This window comes from Streptomyces sp. 130 (genome assembly GCF_007096885.1).
Classification (GTDB): Bacteria; Actinomycetota; Actinomycetes; order Streptomycetales; family Streptomycetaceae; genus Streptomyces.
The window spans coordinates 70845-89841 of the sequence record NZ_VJNO01000022.1; the positions used below are offsets into that span (position 1 = coordinate 70845).

Consider the following 18997-nt stretch of genomic DNA (forward strand, 5'->3'; position numbering starts at 1 on the left):
TCTGAGCGATCAGGCTGCGGCCCACCGGGACGGTCGCCCCGGGCCGTTGTCAGTGGTGCCTGTCACCATGCGGGGAGACCGATTCGCCAGGGAGACACATATGGGTGCGTGGGACGTGGGCCCCTTCGACAACGACACCGCCGCCGACTGGTGCGGCGGCCTGGACGACGCCGCGCCGGAGGCGCGCGAGGGGATGGTCCGGGCCGCGCTGGCCGAGACGGCGGGCACGACGGACTACCTGGACTCGGACGTGGCGAACGAGGCGATAGCGGCGGCGGCCCTGGTCGCGGCGCAGTGCCCCGGGGGCGCCCCCGCCGACTCCGCGTACGGCCCGGACGAGCCCCTTCCGGACCTCACCGGCCTGCGCGAGCTGGCGCTCCGGGCCCTGGACCGGGTCCTGACCGAACCGTCCGAGGCGCTGGAACTCTGGGAGGAAGCGGAGGACGGGCCCTGGCACACGGGGGTCAACCAGCTGCGCGAGGTCCTTATGCCCCGGGCGTGAGCGGCCCCCGTATCCCGTGCAGCACCGGCATATCCCGTGGAGCACCGGCCCCGCGCCGGACAGGATGGCCGCATGACCGAGACCCCGCTCCCCGTGCAGGCCCTGATCGTCGTGGACGTACAGAAGGACGGGGTGACCGGCCCGGGGGCCGTGCCCGCGGCCGATGTGCTGCTGGACCGGACAGCCGGGCTGCTGGCGCGGGCCAGGCGCGCGGGCGCGGTCGTCGTCCACCTCCAGAACGACGGCCCGCCCGGGGCAGGCGACGAGCCGTACACCCCGGGCTGGGCGCTGCACCTGCCCGTCGTGGCGGGGCCCGCGGAGTCCGTGATCCGCAAGACCCGGGACGACGGCTTCGCGGGCACGTCCCTGGGCGCCGTCCTGGCGGAGGCGGGCGTCGAGGCGCTGGCGGTCTGCGGGGTCATGTCGGAGATGTGCGTCCAGGCGACGGCCCGCACCGCCCTGGAGCTGGGGCACCGGGTCGTCCTCCCGTACGACGCCCACGCCACGCACGACGTCCCGGCCGCGCCCGGCATCAGCGCCACGGTCCCGGCCGCCGTCGTCTCCCGGGTCGCAGCCTGGGCGATCAGCGCGGACGCGGACGTCACCACGCCCGCCTCGGCCGTACGGTTCACGGCGCCGCCCGGGGCGTGAACCGGGCGGTGGACGGCCGCCGATAGAGGGGGTGTGAGCGACTTGCGCCCCTCGGGGGACGACCGGAGCGACGAGGCGCTGCTGCGTGCCGTCGCACAGGGGGACACGGCCGCCCTGGCGGCGTTCTACGACCGGCACGCCGGCTGGCTGCTCGCCCGGCTGGCCCGCCGGTGCCCGGACCCGGAGACCGTACGGGAGGTCGTGCAGGACACCTTCGTGACGGTGTGGCGCTCCGCTGCCACACACCGGGGCACGGCGGCGGGCGGCTGGCTCTGGGTGATCGCCGCCCGCCGTCTGATCGACGCCCAGCGGGCCCGGGCCCGGGCGGAGCGCGCGACGGCGGCCGGACAGGCGGACGCCGTCCGCTGGGCGGCCCCCGCTCCGTCCGCCGAGGACAGGGTCCTGGCCGGCCTGGAGTACGGGGACGTGGGCGCCGCGCTCGACCGGATCTCGCCCGAGCTGCGGGAGGTCCTGCGGGCCACGGTGGTCGACGGCCTGACCACCGTGGAGGCCGCCCGGCAGCTCGGCATACCGGAGGGCACGGTCAAGACCCGGGCCATGCGGGCCCGCCGCGAGCTGCGCGCCGCCCTGGACCGGCTGGTCACGGAGAACGGTCCCCTGGGAGGCACGGCATGACGGGATGGCACGTGACGGACGACCTGGTCCTGCGGTACGCGCAGGGCACGGCCCGGGAGACGGACTCCTGGTCCCTGGAGAAGCACGTCGAGTCCTGCACTCGGTGCGCGGAACGCGTGACGGCGGTGGTACGCGACCGGGCGGCCGGAGCGGCGGTGCTGGACGCGGTGAGGGCGGCGGTGCTGGCGACGGCGGAGGCGGAGCAAGCCCCGGCGGGGGCCGGACGGAGGGCGTCCGGGGCGGGCTCGGCGCCTCGGACGCACGGCCGCCCCCGCTTCGGCCGGGTGCTCTGGGCCGCCGGGCCCGCGCTGCGGGGGCCGTGGGCGGCGGCTCTGCTGCTCGTGGTGTGCGCGGCCGTGGCACTGGCGTACGGAGGCGGGCTCGGCGGTTCGGCGCGGGCGCTGCTGCTGCTCGTCGCGCCGGTGCTGCCGCTCACCGGGGTCGGGGTCTCGTACGGGCGCTCCGCCGACCCCCTGCACGAGATCATCGCCACCTCGCCCGGCGGCGGGCTGCGGCTGCTGCTGACCAGGACGGCCGCGGTGCTCGGGGTGACCGTCCCGGTGCTCGCCCTGGCCTGGGCGGTGCTGCCCGCGTCGGCCGGCGGGCCGGGGCCCCTGGCCTGGCTGCTGCCCGGACTCGCCCTGACTCTCGCGGCCCTGGGGCTCGGCTCGTACGCCGGCTGCCGCACCGCGGCCCTCGTCGTCGCGACGGGCTGGGCGGCCGTCGTCACCGTACCGGCGGCGCTCGACAGGTCGCCTTCCGCCTTCCTCGGCGGGACGCCGACGGCGCTCCGTTACTTCGCGGGGCTCCCCGCGCAGGGGGCGTGGGCGGGGGCGGCCGTGCTCTGCGCGGCGCTGCTCGTCATACGCCGCCGATCCTTCGACCACCTGGAGACGTCATGAGCGTGATCGTGTGAACAGCACCGTCAAGGTCTCGGGGCTGACGGTGCGGCACCGCCGCCGGACCGCCCTGGACTCCGTCGATCTCGCCTTCGGGCCCGGTGTGCACGGACTTCTGGGTCCCAACGGGGCGGGCAAGACCTCGCTGATCCGTGTCCTGTCCACAGCCGCCGCCCCGGACGCCGGGCGGATCGAGCTGCTGGGCGCCGAGGTGGGGTCGGCGTCCGACCACCGTGCCCGGGCGGAGGTCCGGCGCAGGCTGGGCTATCTGCCGCAGGACTTCGGCTACTACGCGGGGTTCACCGTCCGCGAGTTCGTCGCCTATGTGGCATGGCTCAAGGAGATGGACGGCACCCGCGTCGGCACCGCCGTCGAGCGCGCGGTGGACCGGGTGGGTCTGGCCGGCCGGATCGACTCCCGGATGAAGACGCTGTCCGGCGGCATGCTCCGGCGCGTCGGCATCGCCCAGGCGATCGTCAACGAACCGGAGCTGCTGCTCCTGGACGAGCCGACCGCCGGGCTCGACCCGGAACAGCGCGTCGAGTTCCGCGCCCTGATGCGGGACCTCGGGAGGGACGCGACGGTCATCCTCTCCACCCATCTGGTCGAGGACGTGGTGGCGGCCTGCGAGGACGTGGCCCTGATCGAGGCGGGCCGCGTCGCGTACCGGGGGACGACGCGCGAGCTGGCGGCCCTGGGCAGGGACGGCGACGACCCGGAGGCGCTCCACGGCAGCCCGATCGAACGTGGCTACACGGCGGCCCTGCGGTCCCACCGGGCGACGGCGGGCACCCGATGACCCTCACCGAAACCCCCGTGCGGCGCAAGGCTCCCGATCCGGCGCTCCCCGCGCTGCGGGCCGAGACGCGGCGCGGGATCGGCCCGTGGGCCGGCCTGTCCACGGCGCTCGTGCTCGGCGTGACCATGGCCGCCGAGGCCGACGCCTGGCAGGGCGACTGGATCGAGACGCAGAGCCTGCTGCACTCCGGCGCCACCCTGCTGGCCGGCCCGCTGGTGGCCGCGACGGCCTGCTGGCAGGGCGCGCGCGACCACCGGCGCTCCACCGGCGAGCTGTGGCGTTCGACGCCGCGTGCGCGGTGGCAGCGCATGGTGGTCGCCGCGCTGCCGCTCGCGCTGTGGGCGGTCGTCGGGTACGCGCTCGCGCTGGCCGGTGCGCTGCTGGCCACCTGGCCGTACGCGGGCGGCGGCGGCCCGCTCCTCTCCGTCGTCGTCGTGGACGCCGTCTTCCTGGCGGCCGCGGCGCTGCTCGGGTTCGCCGCCGGTGTGCTGTGCCGGTGGCGGCTGGCCGCGCCCGTGGTCGCCGCGCTGATGTACCTGGTGCTCGGGGTGCCCACCTACTCGGAATCCCCGGCGCGGTACCTCGACCCGGCCGTGAACCTCGCACTGGACGACAGCGTGCCCGTGTGGTGGTACGCCCCCGCCATGGCGGCCTGGACCTGCGGACTCGCAGCCGCCGTGCTGACCGCCGTCGCGGCCCGGCGCCGGCTCGCCGCCCTCGTGCCGCTCGCCGTGGCCGCCGTCGTCGCCCCGCTGATCGTGGCCACGGGCGAGGACCTGTTCCGGGACGACCCGGCGGCCGTCCGCCTCGTCTGCACCCAGGGGAGCCCGCAGATCTGTCTGAGCGGGCGGCAGGAGCACCTGCTGCCCCAGGTCGCCGAGGCGCTGTCGGGGCTGACCGGGCGGCTGAAGGGGGTGCCGGGCGCACCGGAGCGTTACGTCGCCCGGCTGCCCCTCCACGGCCCGGACGAGGCGTGGATACCGCCGCCCAACCCCGGTTGGTACCTCCTGCGCGGGCGGTTGCAGGACACCGGGGACTACGCCTGGCAGGTAGCGGCCAACATGACGATGCGGGACTGTTCGCGGCACCACGAGGATGGCGACGGCCGCCACGAGCCGGCGCCCGACGAGGCTGTCGGGAAGTGGCTCGCCCCCGCCGGGCTCGCCCCCGGTACAAACAAGTCCCCCGAGCTCCGCCGCCTCGAAGCCATGCCCGACGCCGAGCGCCGCGCCTGGCTGGGCCGCTACATGACCACCCGTACCAGCTGCGATCCCTCAGAGGTGCCGTCGCTGTGAACCTCCCCGCCCTCTATTTCCGCTCCCGCGCCCTCCCCCGCACCGCCGCCGCCGTCGCCTGCGTCGCCCTGCTCGCCGCCTGGGCCGCCCACTGGATCCGGGCGCAGCCCACCTTCGACCACAGCGCCCGCGTCCCCGTCCTGGTGCTGGCCCCGCTGCTGGTCTCGTCGGCCATCGGGACGAGCCTGTACGCCGCCGCCGACGAACTCGACCGGACGGCGGTCCGGCGCTGGTGGCCCCGCCGGCTGGCGCACCTGCTCGCGCTCACCGTGCCGGCCGCCGCAGCCCTCGCGCTGGCCGTCCCCGGGCACCCGGAGGCGTTCGGCGCTCCCGGCATGGTGCGCAACGTGCTCGGCGCGACCGGGGTCACGGCCGCTTCGGCCGCCCTGATCGGGGCCCGGCTCAGCTGGCTGCCGGTCACCGTGTACACCGGGGCGGTCTATCTGGCCGCGCCGCGCACCCCGGGCGGAGCCGCCTCCGTGTGGGCCTGGCCGATGCAGCCGGGGCCCCAGGAGTGGGCATGGGTCGCCGCGGCGGGGGCGTTCGGGGCGGGGGCGGCACTCTTCGCGGTACGCGGGACGCGCCGCGAACGGGGCTGACCCCGGGCCGGCGCTCTTCGCCGTACGCGGGACGCGCCGCGAACGGGGCTGATCCGGGCCGGTCCCGCTGGCCCCCGCCCGGGTCGGTCCCGCTGACCCCCGCCCGGGTCGGTCCCGCTGACCCCCGCCCGGGTCGGTCCCGCTGACCCCGGGTCGGTCCCGCTGACCCCCGCCCGGGCCGGTCCCGCTGGCCCCCGCCCGCCTCGGCGCGACAGGATGGCGGGGTCAGCGACCACCGCCACCGGAGAGCAGTGCCATGCCCCACACGTTCGGCCCCGACGCCGACGCCCCCGTCACCCTGGACCGCCGCGAGGGACCGTACGGGGAGGTCGTCCTGCGCAGGCGCGGTGAGGACTTCGAGATCATCGCCAACGGGTGCTTCCTGATGGACACCTCCGACGGGCGCTCCGAGCGGCTGCTGATCGACGCCGCGCTCGCCGCGCTCCCGGCCGGCCGCTCCGCGCCCGCCGTGCTCATCGGGGGGCTCGGCGTCGGGTTCTCGCTCGCCCGGGCCGCCGCCGAGCCGCGGTGGGGCCGGATCGCGGTCGCCGAGCGGGAGGAGGCGATCGTGGACTGGCACCGGCGGGGGCCGCTGGACCGGATCTCGGGGCCCGCGCTCGCCGATCCCCGTACGGAGATCCTGACGACCGACCTCGTCGCGTATCTGCGGACGACTACGGACCGTTACGACGCTCTGTGTCTGGACATCGACAACGGGCCGGACTGGACGGTCACCGAGGACAACAACGACCTCTACTCCCCCGCCGGTCTCGCCGACTGCCGCGCACGGCTCAACCCGGGCGGGGTGCTCGCCGTCTGGTCCGCGCAACCGTCCGCCGCATTCGACCAGGCCCTACGGAATGCCGGGTTCCAGGGGGTACGGGCGGAAGAAGTGGGCGTTGCCCGAGGTGTGCCCGACGTGGTCCATCTCGCAATCCGGGGCGACTGAGATCCCCCCGCCGGGTATCGGAAGCCCCCGGACTCCCGGCAGGCGAGCCCCTCGACCGCGTCCCTCCGCCCCGCGCGGGGGCCTGTCGCGGCGGCCCGGGCTTGCACCCTGCGTAGCCGGAAACCCTCCGCTGCCTCTACGCTGCTGACCGGTAACGGGATCACCCACGAAATTCACGAGCGAAAACCGTACGTCCGGGGGAATGGCCTCCGTGAGAACGGGCAGGGGCGGGGCGATGGAACAGACACACACCACCCACAACGGCGTCGCGGCCACCCCGGGTGCGCAGCGCCGGGTGCTGGTGGTCGAGGACGACGCCACGATCGTCGATGCCATTTCCGCCCGGCTGCGGGCGGAGGGCTTTCTCGTGCAGACCGCGCTCGACGGCCCGGCCGCCGTCGACGCGGCCGAGGCCTGGCAGCCGGACCTGATGGTCCTCGACATCATGCTGCCCGGCTTCGACGGCCTGGAGGTCTGCCGCCGGGTCCAGGCCCAGCGGCCGGTGCCGGTGCTGATGCTGACCGCGCGGGACGACGAGACGGACATGCTCGTCGGGCTCGGGGTGGGCGCCGACGACTACATGACCAAGCCGTTCTCGATGCGTGAGCTGGCCGCCCGGGTGCACGTGCTGCTGCGCCGGGTGGAGCGGGCCGCGCTGGCCGCCGTGACGCCGCGCAGCGGCATACTCCGCCTCGGCGAGCTGGAGATCGACCACGCGCAGCGCCGGGTGCGGGTCCGCGCCGACGACGTGCACCTGACCCCGACCGAGTTCGACCTGCTGGTCTGCCTGGCCAACACCCCGCGCGCGGTGCTCTCCCGGGAGCAGCTGCTGGCGGAGGTGTGGGACTGGGCGGACGCCTCGGGCACCCGGACCGTCGACAGCCACATCAAGGCGCTGCGCCGGAAGATCGGCGCGGAGCGCATCCGTACCGTGCACGGCGTCGGCTACGCGCTGGAGACCCCCGCGCCATGACCGCGCCCGGAACGGGGCTGCGGCCGTTCTCGATCAAGGCCAAGCTGGGCACACTGGTCGTGGTCTCGGTGTTCATCACGACCGGGCTGATCATGGTGGCCTTCCGTACCCGGACCGAGCTGCGGTTCATCACCGTGTTCTCGGTCATCGCCACCCTGCTCATCACCCAGTTCGTGGCGCACGGTCTGACCGCGCCGCTGGACGAGATGCGCGCGGTGGCCCGGTCGATCTCGCACGGCGACTACACGCGGCGGGTCAACGGCGCGGACCGGCGCGACGAACTCGGCGACCTGGCGCAGACCATCAATCTGATGGCCGACGACCTGGCGGCCGTGGACCGGCACCGCAAGGAGCTGGTGGCGAACGTCTCGCACGAGCTGCGCACGCCCATCGCGGCGCTGAGAGCCGTCCTGGAGAACGTCGTGGACGGGGTGTCCTCGGCCGATCCGGAGACGATGCGCACCGCGCTGAAGCAGACGGAGCGCCTGGGCCGCCTGGTGGAGACGCTGCTCGACCTGTCCCGGCTGGACAACGGCGTCGTCACGCTGAAGGCCGGCCGCTTCGAGGTCTGGCCCTATCTGTCCGGGGTGCTGAAGGAGGCGAACCTCGCCGCCGCGCACCGCCGGCTCTCCTCCGGGTCCGGCAACCACTCCCGTACGGACGTCCATCTGCACCTGGACGTGTCGCCGCCGGAGCTCACCGCGCACGCGGACGCGGAGCGGCTGCACCAGGTGGTGGCCAATCTCATCGACAACGCCGTCAAGCACAGTCCGCCGCACGGCCGGGTCACGGTGCTGGCCCGGCGCGGCCCGCAGCCGGAGTCCCTGCACCTGGAGGTGGTGGACGAGGGCCCGGGCATCCCGGAGTCGGAGCGCCACCGGGTCTTCGAGCGGTTCAACCGGGGCGAGGTGGCCTCGCCGCACGGTCCGGGCAGCGACGGCGGTACGGGGCTCGGCCTGGCGATCGCCCGCTGGGCGGTGGATCTCCACGGCGGCCGGATCGGAGTGGCCGAATCTTCTCGCGGCTGCCGAATCCGCGTCACCCTTCCGGGGATTCCGCAACCGCGAAGTTGACATAGGGTTCGAACCGGAAGGCCGGGTTCTACGTGTTCCGGGAACGGGATACGGTCCAGAGGGCCGCTGCGGCGGCCTCGCGTACCCGGAGCGAAGCGGAACCATGCTTGTTTCCCGCCATTTCCTGCGCCGAAACCCGCCTTCCGATGTGACTTGCACGACGAAGACCTCCCCGGCCTGCAAGGAACGGCCACGGAGGCGTAGCCTTGATTCCCGCTGTCCATCACCTTGCGAAGCGGAAGAGGGCGGTCACCGCCGTGTCGTCTCAGTCCCCCAGTAACTCGAGCATCTCGACCGACCAGGCCGGCCCGGGCACCAACCCGGCCGCGGCTTTCGGCGCCAATGAGTGGCTCGTCGACGAGATCTACCAGCAGTACCTCCAGGACCCCAATTCGGTCGATCGTGCCTGGTGGGACTTCTTCGCCGACTACAAGCCGGGCAAGACCGGCACGGCGGACAAGACCGGCGCCGCAGCCGCGGGGGCTGCGGCACCCGCGGCCCCGGCCGCCCCCACCACCGCCCCGGCGGCCCCTGCGCAGCCCGCGGCCCAGACCCCGGCGGCGCCCGCCGCCCCGGCACAGGCCGCCCCGGCCGCTCCCGCCGCGCCCAAGGCCCCGGCTCCGGCCCCGGCCGCACCGGCGAAGGCCGCCCCGGCGCCCGCCGCGAAGGCCCCCGCCGCGAAGGCCAAGGCCGCCGCGGACACCGAGGCGCCGGCCGGACCGGAGTACGTGACGCTGCGCGGCCCGTCCGCCGCGGTCGCGAAGAACATGAACGCCTCGCTGGAGCTGCCCACGGCCACGTCCGTGCGCGCCGTCCCGGTGAAGCTGCTCTTCGACAACCGCATCGTCATCAACAACCACCTCAAGCGCGCCCGCGGCGGGAAGATCTCCTTCACGCACCTCATCGGGTACGCGATGGTGCAGGCGCTCAAGGCCATGCCGGCCATGAACTACTCCTACGCGGAGAAGGACGGCAAGCCGACCCTCGTCAAGCCCGAGCACGTCAACCTCGGCCTCGCCATCGACCTGGTGAAGCCGAACGGCGACCGCCAGCTGGTCGTCGCGGCCATCAAGAAGGCCGAGACGCTCAACTTCTTCGAGTTCTGGCAGGCGTACGAGGACATCGTCCGGCGCGCCCGCAACGGCAAGCTCGGCATGGACGACTTCACCGGCGTCACCGCCTCGCTGACCAACCCGGGCGGCATCGGCACCGTCCACTCGGTGCCCCGCCTGATGCCCGGACAGGGCCTCATCATGGGCGTCGGCGCGATGGACTACCCGGCGGAGTTCCAGGGCACCTCCCAGGACACCCTGAACAAGCTCGGCATCTCCAAGGTCATGACCCTGACCTCGACGTACGACCACCGGGTCATCCAGGGTGCCGCGTCGGGCGAGTTCCTGCGCATCCTCTCCCAGCTGCTGCTCGGCGAGAACGAGTTCTACGACGAGATCTTCAAGGCGCTGCGCATCCCCTACGAGCCGGTCCGCTGGCTCAAGGACATCGACGCCTCGCACGACGACGACGTCACCAAGGCCGCGCGGGTCTTCGAGCTGATCCACTCCTACCGGGTCCGGGGCCACGTCATGGCCGACACCGACCCGCTGGAGTACCACCAGCGCAAGCACCCCGACCTCGACATCACCGAGCACGGCCTCACCCTGTGGGACCTGGAGCGGGACTTCGCGGTCGGCGGGTTCGCCGGCAAGTCGATGATGAAGCTCCGCGACATCCTCGGCGTCCTGCGCGAGTCGTACTGCCGCACCACCGGCATCGAGTTCATGCACATCCAGGACCCGAAGCAGCGCAAGTGGCTCCAGGACCGGGTGGAGCGCCCGCGCCCCAAGCCCGAGCGCGAGGAGCAGCTGCGCATCCTGCGCCGGCTCAACGCCGCCGAGGCGTTCGAGACGTTCCTGCAGACCAAGTACGTCGGCCAGAAGCGGTTCTCGCTGGAGGGCGGCGAGTCCGTCATCCCGCTGCTCGACGCGGTCATCGACTCCGCCGCCGAGGCCCGCCTCGACGAGGTCGTCATCGGCATGGCCCACCGCGGCCGCCTGAACGTCCTGGCGAACATCGTGGGCAAGTCGTACGCCCAGATCTTCCGCGAGTTCGAGGGCAACCTCGACCCGCGCTCGATGCACGGCTCCGGCGACGTGAAGTACCACCTGGGCGCCGAGGGCACCTTCACCGGGCTGGACGGCGAGCAGATCAAGGTCTCGCTGGCCGCCAACCCCTCCCACCTGGAGGCGGTCGACCCGGTCCTGGAGGGCATCGCCCGCGCCAAGCAGGACATCATCAACAAGGGCGGCACGGACTTCACCGTCCTGCCCGTCGCCCTGCACGGCGACGCGGCCTTCGCCGGCCAGGGCGTCGTCGCCGAGACGCTCAACATGTCGCAGCTGCGCGGCTACCGCACCGGCGGCACCGTGCACGTGGTGATCAACAACCAGGTCGGCTTCACCGCCGCCCCGGAGTCCTCGCGCTCCTCGATGTACGCCACCGACGTGGCGCGCATGATCGAGGCGCCGATCATCCACGTCAACGGCGACGACCCCGAGGCCGTCGTCCGGGTCGCCCGGCTCGCCTTCGAGTTCCGCCAGGCGTTCAACAAGGACGTCGTGATCGACCTCATCTGCTACCGCCGCCGCGGTCACAACGAGGGCGACAACCCGGAGTTCACCAACCCGCAGATGTACACCCTGATCGACAAGAAGCGCTCGGTGCGCAAGCTCTACACCGAGTCCCTGATCGGTCGCGGCGACATCACCCTGGAGGAGGCGGAGCAGGCGCTCCAGGACTTCCAGGGCCAGCTGGAGAAGGTCTTCGCCGAGGTCCGCGAGGCCACCTCGCAGCCCGCGCAGCCGCACGTCTCCGACCCGCAGGCGCACTTCCCGGTCGCCGTGAACACCGCGGTCTCCACCGAGGTCGTCAAGCGGATCGCCGAGTCGCAGGTCAACATCCCCGAGTCGATCACCGTGCACCCGCGTCTGATCCCGCAGATGCAGCGCCGTGCCGCCTCGGTGGAGAACGGCACGATCGACTGGGGCATGGGCGAGACCCTGGCCATCGGTTCGCTGCTGATGGAGGGCACCCCGGTCCGGCTCGCCGGCCAGGACAGCCGCCGCGGCACCTTCGGCCAGCGCCACGCGGTGCTGGTCGACCAGGTCACCGGCGAGGACTACACCCCGCTCCTCTACCTGTCGGACGACCAGGCCCGTTACAACGTCTACGACTCGCTCCTCAGCGAGTACGCGGCGATGGGCTTCGAGTACGGCTACTCGCTGGCCCGCCCGGAGTCGTTGGTCATCTGGGAGGCCCAGTTCGGTGACTTCGTCAACGGCGCGCAGACCGTCGTGGACGAGTTCATCTCTTCGGCCGAGCAGAAGTGGGGCCAGACCTCCGGCGTCACGCTGCTCCTGCCGCACGGTTACGAGGGCCAGGGCCCGGACCACTCGTCCGCCCGCCCGGAGCGCTTCCTCCAGATGTGCGCGCAGGACAACATGACGGTCGCGATGCCGACCCTGCCGTCGAACTACTTCCACCTGCTGCGGTGGCAGGTGCACAACCCGCACCACAAGCCGCTGATCGTCTTCACCCCGAAGTCGATGCTCCGCCTCAAGGCGGCGGCGTCGAAGGTGGAGGAGTTCACCACCGGCGGCTTCCGTCCGGTCATCGCCGACGACTCGGTCGAGCCGAGCGCGGTCCGCAAGGTCGTCTTCTGCGCCGGCAAGGTCTACTACGACCTGGAGGCCGAGCGCCAGAAGCGGGGCGTCACGGACACCGCGATCATCCGCCTGGAGCGCCTGTACCCGCTGCCGGGTGCCGAGATCCAGGCCGAGATCGCCAAGTACCCGAACGCCGCGAAGTACCTGTGGGCCCAGGAGGAGCCGGCCAACCAGGGCGCCTGGCCGTTCATCGCCCTGAACCTGATCGACCACCTGGACCTGGCCGTCGGCGCGGACGTCCCGCACGGCGAGCGCCTGCGCCGCATCTCGCGCCCGCACAGCTCGTCCCCGGCGGTCGGCTCGGCCAAGCGCCACCAGGCGGAGCAGACCCAGCTGGTCAACGAGGTCTTCGACGCCTGACCGGCAGCCCGTACGCCCGAGGGGCCCGTCCCGCGATGCTTTCGCGGGGCGGGCCCCTCGGCCGTACGGGGCTCAGATGACGAGTGGTTCGAAGGGCCAGAACCGGGGAGGCGGGGCCGCCGGACCGGCCGTGAGCACCTCACGGCAGGCCACGGCCAGCGGGTGGCCGGGCCCCAGCACCGCGTCGGCCCGGACGCTGTTGTCGCGCCCCAGCCGATCCGCGTACGCGGGTCGTACCAGCACCTGGTTCAGCGCCCAGCCGATCGCCCAGGGGTGGTCGTCGCCGACGGCCCGCGCCATCCGGACGCACGCCTGCCCGACGTCCTCGGCCCCCCGGTCCCGGTCCCCTGCCGTCCACCGCGTCAGCCCCAGGTTCCCCCGCGTACCGATGGTGTACGGGTGCTCGTCGCCCAGCATCCTGGCGTAGCCGGCCACCACCTGCTCGTGCAGTTCCAGGGCCGCGCCGGGCTCGCCCGCCTCCCGTTGCGCGGTGGCGGTTCCCGCGCTGATCATGAGGGTGAGCGGGGCGTGCTCGCCCAGGGTCCGCAGGGCGTCCCGCCTGATGCGGTCCAGGTCCGCGAGCACGGCAGGGGCGCCCCTGATCGCGGACCGGCACAGCGCCAGGTGGAACCGGCCGCGCAGGGTCTGCGGGGCGTTGCCCCCCAGCACCCGCAGATGGTGGTCGACCGTTTCCCGCAGCGCGTGTTCCGCCTCCCGGTACCGGCCGAGGAGCCGCAGGTCCATGGCCAGGTTGATCTCCGAGTACAGCGCCGGCGGCGCGTCCGGTGACAGCACCGCCCGGCGGAGTTCGAGGCAGTGCTCGTCCAGGGCCAGGGCGTCCGCGTACCGGCCGAGGAGCCGCAGGGAGACGGCGAGGTTGTTCTCCGCGTTGAGGGTGCGCGGGTCCTCGGGGCCGAGGAGCCGGCGGTCGCGTTCCAGGATCGACGCGGACAGCTCCGCCGCCTCCTCGTAGCGGCCGAGCCCGCGCAGGTCGGCGGCGAGTCCGCCGGCGGCCCGCAGATGGTCCAGGTCCAGCGGGCCGCGCTCGGCGGCCAGGAAGTCCGCGGTGGCGCGCTCGACCTTCTCGCTGGTCCGGTAGTCGCCGAGGGCCCGCAGCAGATTGGCGTAATGGTGGCGCAGGGCCCAGATCCGCGGGTCGGCGGCGCCGAGGGCGCTCTCCCAGGACCGCATCGCGGTTGCGGCGAACCGGATGCCGCTGCCGTATTCGCCGGAGAGGTACATGTAGCGCAGGCAGTTGAGCTCCAGTCGGTGCACCTGCGAGTCCGAGCTGTCCGCAGCCTCCACCCATTCGAGGTGGGTGGTGAGTCCGGCGTACGCGGGCCAGTGGCGGATGTCGGAGGGGTCGCCCGGGTCGGCGGCGGCGAGCGCCCGGGCGGCACCGGCGGCGAGCGCCCGCCGGTCCTGCTCGGGGATGTCCTCGCGGATGATCTGGCGGACCATGCGGTGGAGGTAGACCGACTCCTCGCCCTCGGCGCCCCGTGGCTCGACGCGGATCAAGGAGCACTGGCGCAGTTGGCGGGTCGCGCTGCCCCACAGCACCGGATCGCGCATCAGACGCGCGAGCCCTTCGGGCAGCACCACCGGAGGTGCGGCTCTGAGCAGCCGTACGGGGACGGAGCCGGGTGCGAAGAAGCTGGAAAGGCGCAGCAGGTCGACTGCTTCCGGAGCGGTCTCGCGGAGCCGGTTCAGCAGGATCGACCAGGCGGTCCGGAAGGCGAGCGGGAAGTCGGAGTACACGCCGCCGGCGTCCTGGCCGGCGCCTTCGTCGAGCAGCCGGATGTACTCGTCGGCCGGCATGGCCGCTTCGCTCAGCCAGCCCGCGGTCTGGTCGAGCAGGAGCGGGAGGCCGTCCAGAGCCTCGGCCAGCCGGGCGGCGTCGTCCTCGGAGAGGCGGGGGGCCCGGCGGCGTACGAAGGCGACCGACTCCTGTGTCGTGTACGGGGGGACGTCGAGGGCGGTGCAGCCGTGTTCGGTCCACGAGGGGTCGCGGGAGGTGATCAGGACATGGCCGGGTCCGGTGGGCACGAGGTCCCGGATCTGCTCGGGTTCGTCCGCGCCGTCAAGGACGAGCAGCCAGCGCGCGTGCGGCTCGCCGCGGCGCAGTGCGTCCCGTACGGCGCGCACGCGTTCGCCGTATTCGGCGCCGGTGGAGAGCCCCAGCTCCGGGGCGAGGTCGGCGAGTTCCTGCCGGAAGGTGGCGCGCCGTTCGGCCCGCACCCACCACACCACGTCGTACGCCGGGCCAAAACGGTAGGCGTACTCCGCCGCAAGCTGTGTCTTGCCGATCCCCGGCATGCCGTGCAGGACGACCCGGCCGTGCCGAGTCCCGGCGGCGTGGAGGAGGTCGTAGACGGCCGTCAACGACTCGTCGCGGCCGGTGAAGCGGGTGTTGCGGCGGGGGACGCCTCCCCATACCCCGGGCGGGTGGTCGGGGAAGCGGGGCTGCGCCGCACCGGCCGCGTCCTCGGCCGCCGGCCCGGTGGGCAGCCCCAGCCGGCCGAGGAGCCGCCGCTCCGCTTCCTCCGCACCGGCGTTGGTCAAGTCGGCCACGCCGACGGCGGACGCGGCCCGGGGAAGCGCCGACGTCGTCACGCACACGGCCGCGAACCGGTCCGGGTGGGCGGCGACTTCCGTGCGCAGGACCCGGTCCCACTCCTCGTGGCTGCGCGGGCCCCACTGGAAGGAGGAGTCGCTGAGCAGCAGCAGGACACGGCCCGGGGCGCGGGCGAGTTCCCTCAGGGCCTCCTCCAGCGGCACTTCGGGCGGCGGGTCCCAGCGCCGCTGCACCACGGGCACCCCGCGCCGCCTCAGCCGGTCCCCGATCCACGCCGCCCACGCCCGGTCGTGTCCGGCGGAGCTGATGGTGACGCTCGCGTCCGGCCGCGGGGGCCCGGGCTGGAGGCCCGACGGGTTCCGGCGGAGCGCGGCCACACCCCGCACCACCGCCCCGGGCGTGACCGACTCCGTGATGGCGCAGGGAAGTTCCGCCTTGCGGACCGAGGCCCCCCACTGGTTGAAGATGGTCAGCCGCAGCACCCCGGGGCCGGCCGAGGGCCCCGCGGTGACGAGGAACGTCGCGGGCCCGTACGTACCGCCGAAGCGGTGCAGGACGAGGCCGGGCTCCTCGATCGCCTCGCAGACGAAGTGCGGCGCGCCTTCCAGGGCGACGCTGAACGTCAGTTCCTCCTCGTCGTACGGCCAGGCGTCGCCGTCCGTGTCCCCGTGGGCGTCGAGCGGGCCGCGCAGGTCGACGCTGACGCACTGGACGAGGCCCGGCTCCACCTCGGGGAGCCAGCCCACGACGGGTTCGATCAGCAGGGGGCGTGCGTCACGGGTCATGGCCGCCCGCCCGCCTCGGCCGGTACGGGAGCGCCCGGCCGGCGCGCGGTGAGGCGCAGGGTGCTGAGCGGGTGCCCGTAGTACTGGAACATCAGGCTGTACAGCAGGCGCAGCACGTTGCGCTGCCGGTCGGCGTCGAAGGTGCCGTCGTCCTTGACCATCATCGGGACGCCGCCGCCGGCGAGGAAGGTGTCGTGGACCTCCGCGCGGAAGGCCCGCAGGGCGCCCGCGACGGGCCGGCCGGGGTCCTCCGTCACGGTGTCGACGATGCGCCGGATCATCACCCGGGCCTCGGGGTCGCCGACCGCGCCCGCCGAGACGATGCAGCCGCCCGCGCCGTTGCGCAGGAAGATCTGGGTGAAACCACGCAGATACCGCCTGCCGTCGCCGCCGTAGTCGAGGAAGCGTCCGGAATGGCAGGCGTTGAGGCAGACCAGGGCCTCGTCGCGGCCCAGCAGCCGCATGTCGAGGTCGTGGTAGTCGGCCCAGGTGCCGCCGCCGAGGGTCAGCTCGCTGAGTTCCTGGGCGAAGGTGCCGTGGCAGCCCATGTACACCAGGCCGGTGCGCTGCTCGGCGAGGTCGTCCAGGGTGTTCAGGAAGCTCTCGATGCCGAAGTGCGGCCGGTGTTCGTACGGGGCGAAGAACTCCTGGTCGCGGGTCATGTCGGCGTGGTAGAAGCTCAGGACCCGGCCGTCGGGGGCGACCGCCCGGTCCGGGAAGTCGTCCAGCCAGCGCGCCACGTCCACGAGGGCGCCGAGCGGCCCGCCACGCAGGCCGGCGCCCGGCTCGGGGGGCAGGTCCAGGGCCTCCCAGGGGAGTTCGAAGCCGGTCTGGTCCAGGACGACGATCTGGAGGGCGTCGCCGTGGACCCGCCGGCACCGGTTGATCCAGTCCGTCAGCCGGTGCTGGTATTTCGACCAGCGCCGGATGGCCCGGAAGAGCTCGGAGGGCGGGGTGCCGCCCCGGCGCGCGTGGCCGAACCCGATGTCCGCGGGCCGGAGCTGGCCCGGCCCCGTGGTGTACGGGAGGTGGTCGACGCCCGCGCACCACGCCTCGATCCCGAACGCGTCGGGCGCTTGGGGCCCGGTGTGGTGGCGCGCGACCCGGATGCGGGCGTACGCCGTGTCGGGCGGGCGGCCGGCGTCCACGGGCGCGGCGCCCAGGCCGCGTGGCTCCGGGGGGCGCGGGCCGGGCGGCGGCGCCGGTGCGGCGGCGGTGACCATGCTCCGGATCAGCCGGAGCCGCCCGTCAGCCATGGTGCGCCTCCCGGTCCCGGGCGCCGGGGGCGTCCGCCGCGTCGGCCCGCCCGACGACCCCGCCGCCCAGGGCCTCGGCCAGCGCGGCGGGGAGGCGGGTGTAAGGGGGCCGGCCGGGGTCGACGACCACGCTGCGCAGGCGGCTGCGGCCCAGGGCGCGGATGTGGGCCGCCACGGCCGCGGCGTCGTCGACGCCCGTACGGCCCACCGGGCCGGGCCCCGGACGGCCGCCGCGGCTCACCGCGAGCGGCACGTTGCCCCGGCCGTCGGTGGCGACGACCAGCAGCGCCTCGACCAGTCCGGCGCTGTGGTGCCGGAACGCCCGCCGCAGCGCCTGTCCGGCCAGGTCGAGCCCGTGGGCGAGCGGGGTGGCCCGTCCGGGGTGCCGGGCCAGCGCGGCGGCGATGCGGGGGTCCCGGGTGGAGCGGGCGGTGAAGGCGCGGGCCCGGAGCTCGTCCGGCTCGCCCCCGCCGCCGACCTCGACCACGTGGACGGAGGCCCGGGTGACGTAGGCCCAGCGCAGGAACGGTTCGAGGTCCGGGTACCAGTCCCAGCCGCCCCGGCACGTGTGGTCGAGGACCAGGGTGAGCATCCGTACGGGCTCCGGGGCCCGGACATAGCCGCGCAGGTCCGCCGGGGCGATGACCAGCGGGCCTCCCGCGCCGCCCCGGACGGCCCGGTACTTCGCGGCCTCCATCGCGGTGCGGACCGGGGCCAGGTCCCACAGGTCGCGGGCGCGCCGCACCCCGATGACCGGTCCGCGCGAGGCCCGCGTCCCCGCGTGGCGCCTGGCCGGCACCCGGAGCGTGGCCTCGCCGCGTCCCGGGCCCGCCGCGTCCTCCGGGTACGGGAGGTCCGCAGCCGGTGGCGGTTCCCCGGGCGCCGCCGCCGGGCCGAGCGGCTGCGCGGATTCCGGCCCGTGCACGGGGACGCCCGCTTCGGCCTCCTGCTCCGCGCCGCGAAGGGGCTCCGGGCGCGGCAGCGGGCGGCCCGCGTCCGGCGGCTCGGGGACCTCCCGGTCCGGGGCGCGCTCCGGCCGCGTCCGGGGGCGGAGCGGGGTGCGGAGCCGGATGAGCCGCGCGGCGCGGTCCACGTGGGCGGGGGTGACGGGGAGGGGGCCGGTGCGCGGCTCGTCCGGCGGGGCGTCCGCCCCGTCCAGCCGGGCCAGGGCGCGGGCGATGCGGGCCAGGGCGAGTGCGCGCCGGTTGCCGCCGCCTTCCCGCTCGTCCAGGAGGTCCAGCACGGCCGCGGCGGCCTCGTCGGTGAGTGCGACGCGGGGCCGGGGGGTCCGCGGGTCGAGGGCCGTCGCCCAGCCGGCGGGGAGCGGGCCGAGCGGGTCGGGGCCGGGGCGCGGGCGCAGGCCGGGGGCGGCGAGGCGCAGGGCGAAGCGGTCCAGGAGGTGCGGGGAGAGGAGCGCGGCGTCCTCGGACCGGCAGCACGCCAGCCACCGTGCGCGGGGCCGCCAGTGGTGCCGGATGCCGGAGTGTTCCAGGGCGGCGGTGTCCTGGCCGAGCAGCTGGACGGCGGCGCGCCGGCCGGGGACGCTGAGCCGGGCGAGGTCGGGGACGACGACCAGCCGGGGCCCGTCGTCGGGCTCGGCCAGGGGCCCGGGTCCGAAGGTGAACCCGATGCCTTCCGGGCCCCGGCGCACCCGTGGGCGTATCCACAGGTCCTCGTCCACCGTGGCGGAGTCCAGCACGGTCCGGGGCGCGGGGCGGCCCGCCGGATGCCCGCACGAGCGGCCGAGCAGCTGTGCGAACGCCCGGGCGACGACCGGCAGGTGCTCGGGCGGGACGTCGAAGAGCAGGACTCCGGCGAGCGACGGATCGAGCGCGGCGGAGACGAGCACGGTGTGCAGGCGTCCCAGGTCCCCGTCCGGCTCCTCCGGGTCCTGGTCCCACGCCGCTCGCTCCGGCATCCGCA

At 74.4% G+C, this 18997-nt stretch carries 14 protein-coding genes; 11 read left to right on the plus strand and 3 right to left on the minus strand.

Annotated features, from left to right (window positions below):
- The first annotated feature begins 100 nt into the window (after positions 1 to 100).
- The 11 genes from FKN01_RS19785 (at position 101) to FKN01_RS19835 (ending at position 12458) form a co-directional block, all read left to right on the plus strand.
- Positions 101 to 502, plus strand: coding sequence for a DUF4259 domain-containing protein (locus FKN01_RS19785; RefSeq protein ID WP_143622435.1), 402 nt, complete (start codon positions 101 to 103; stop codon positions 500 to 502).
- A gap of 72 nt (positions 503 to 574) precedes the next feature.
- Positions 575 to 1153: an isochorismatase family protein gene (locus FKN01_RS19790; RefSeq protein WP_143622437.1), complete on the plus strand. Its 579-nt coding sequence runs from the start codon at positions 575 to 577 to the stop codon at positions 1151 to 1153.
- 33 nt (positions 1154 to 1186) lie between these two features.
- Positions 1187 to 1789, plus strand: coding sequence for an RNA polymerase sigma factor (locus FKN01_RS19795; RefSeq protein WP_143622439.1), 603 nt, complete (start codon positions 1187 to 1189; stop codon positions 1787 to 1789).
- The gene (locus FKN01_RS19800) at positions 1786 to 2691 is read left to right on the plus strand and encodes a hypothetical protein (protein ID WP_143622441.1); all 906 of its coding nucleotides are present in this window, start codon (positions 1786 to 1788) and stop codon (positions 2689 to 2691) included. The genes FKN01_RS19795 and FKN01_RS19800 overlap by 4 nt, the downstream gene beginning before the upstream one ends.
- A 10-nt stretch (positions 2692 to 2701) precedes the next feature.
- Positions 2702 to 3487 carry an ABC transporter ATP-binding protein gene (locus FKN01_RS19805; RefSeq protein WP_143622443.1) on the plus strand — a complete coding sequence of 262 codons (786 nt, stop codon included), beginning with the start codon at positions 2702 to 2704 and terminating at the stop codon, positions 3485 to 3487.
- Complete coding sequence (locus FKN01_RS19810; protein ID WP_143622445.1) at positions 3484 to 4782, plus strand: hypothetical protein; 1299 nt, start codon at positions 3484 to 3486, stop codon at positions 4780 to 4782. The genes FKN01_RS19805 and FKN01_RS19810 overlap by 4 nt, the downstream gene beginning before the upstream one ends.
- On the plus strand, positions 4779 to 5381 hold the full coding sequence (locus FKN01_RS19815; protein ID WP_143622447.1) for a hypothetical protein: 603 nt from the start codon (positions 4779 to 4781) through the stop codon (positions 5379 to 5381). Before FKN01_RS19810 ends, FKN01_RS19815 begins: the two co-directional genes overlap by 4 nt.
- 256 nt (positions 5382 to 5637) lie before the next feature.
- Positions 5638 to 6330, plus strand: a complete 693-nt coding sequence (locus tag FKN01_RS19820; protein WP_143622449.1) for a spermidine synthase — start codon at positions 5638 to 5640, stop codon at positions 6328 to 6330.
- Between the two features lie 235 nt (positions 6331 to 6565).
- Positions 6566 to 7303, plus strand: coding sequence for a response regulator transcription factor (locus FKN01_RS19825; protein WP_014154105.1), 738 nt, complete (start codon positions 6566 to 6568; stop codon positions 7301 to 7303).
- The gene (locus FKN01_RS19830; protein WP_143622451.1) at positions 7300 to 8376 is read left to right on the plus strand and encodes a HAMP domain-containing sensor histidine kinase; all 1077 of its coding nucleotides are present in this window, start codon (positions 7300 to 7302) and stop codon (positions 8374 to 8376) included. The genes FKN01_RS19825 and FKN01_RS19830 overlap by 4 nt, the downstream gene beginning before the upstream one ends.
- 257 nt (positions 8377 to 8633) lie before the next feature.
- Positions 8634 to 12458, plus strand: a complete 3825-nt coding sequence (locus FKN01_RS19835) for a multifunctional oxoglutarate decarboxylase/oxoglutarate dehydrogenase thiamine pyrophosphate-binding subunit/dihydrolipoyllysine-residue succinyltransferase subunit (RefSeq protein WP_143622453.1) — start codon at positions 8634 to 8636, stop codon at positions 12456 to 12458.
- 72 nt (positions 12459 to 12530) lie between these two features.
- On the opposite strand, the gene fxsT is transcribed toward FKN01_RS19835, so the two are convergent.
- Genes fxsT through FKN01_RS19850 form a run of 3 tightly spaced genes read right to left on the minus strand, consistent with a single transcriptional unit; the run spans position 12531 to position 18992 of the window.
- Positions 12531 to 15818, minus strand: coding sequence for an FxSxx-COOH system tetratricopeptide repeat protein (fxsT, locus tag FKN01_RS19840; RefSeq protein WP_143622455.1), 3288 nt, complete (start codon positions 15816 to 15818; stop codon positions 12531 to 12533).
- Positions 15815 to 17074 (minus strand): CHAT domain-containing protein, encoded by a 1260-nt coding sequence (locus FKN01_RS19845; protein WP_143622457.1) that lies wholly within the window; start codon positions 17072 to 17074, stop codon positions 15815 to 15817. The genes fxsT and FKN01_RS19845 overlap by 4 nt, the downstream gene beginning before the upstream one ends.
- On the minus strand, positions 17067 to 18992 hold the full coding sequence (locus FKN01_RS19850) for a hypothetical protein (protein ID WP_143622458.1): 1926 nt from the start codon (positions 18990 to 18992) through the stop codon (positions 17067 to 17069). The genes FKN01_RS19845 and FKN01_RS19850 overlap by 8 nt, the downstream gene beginning before the upstream one ends.
- Positions 18993 to 18997 lie beyond the last annotated feature (5 nt).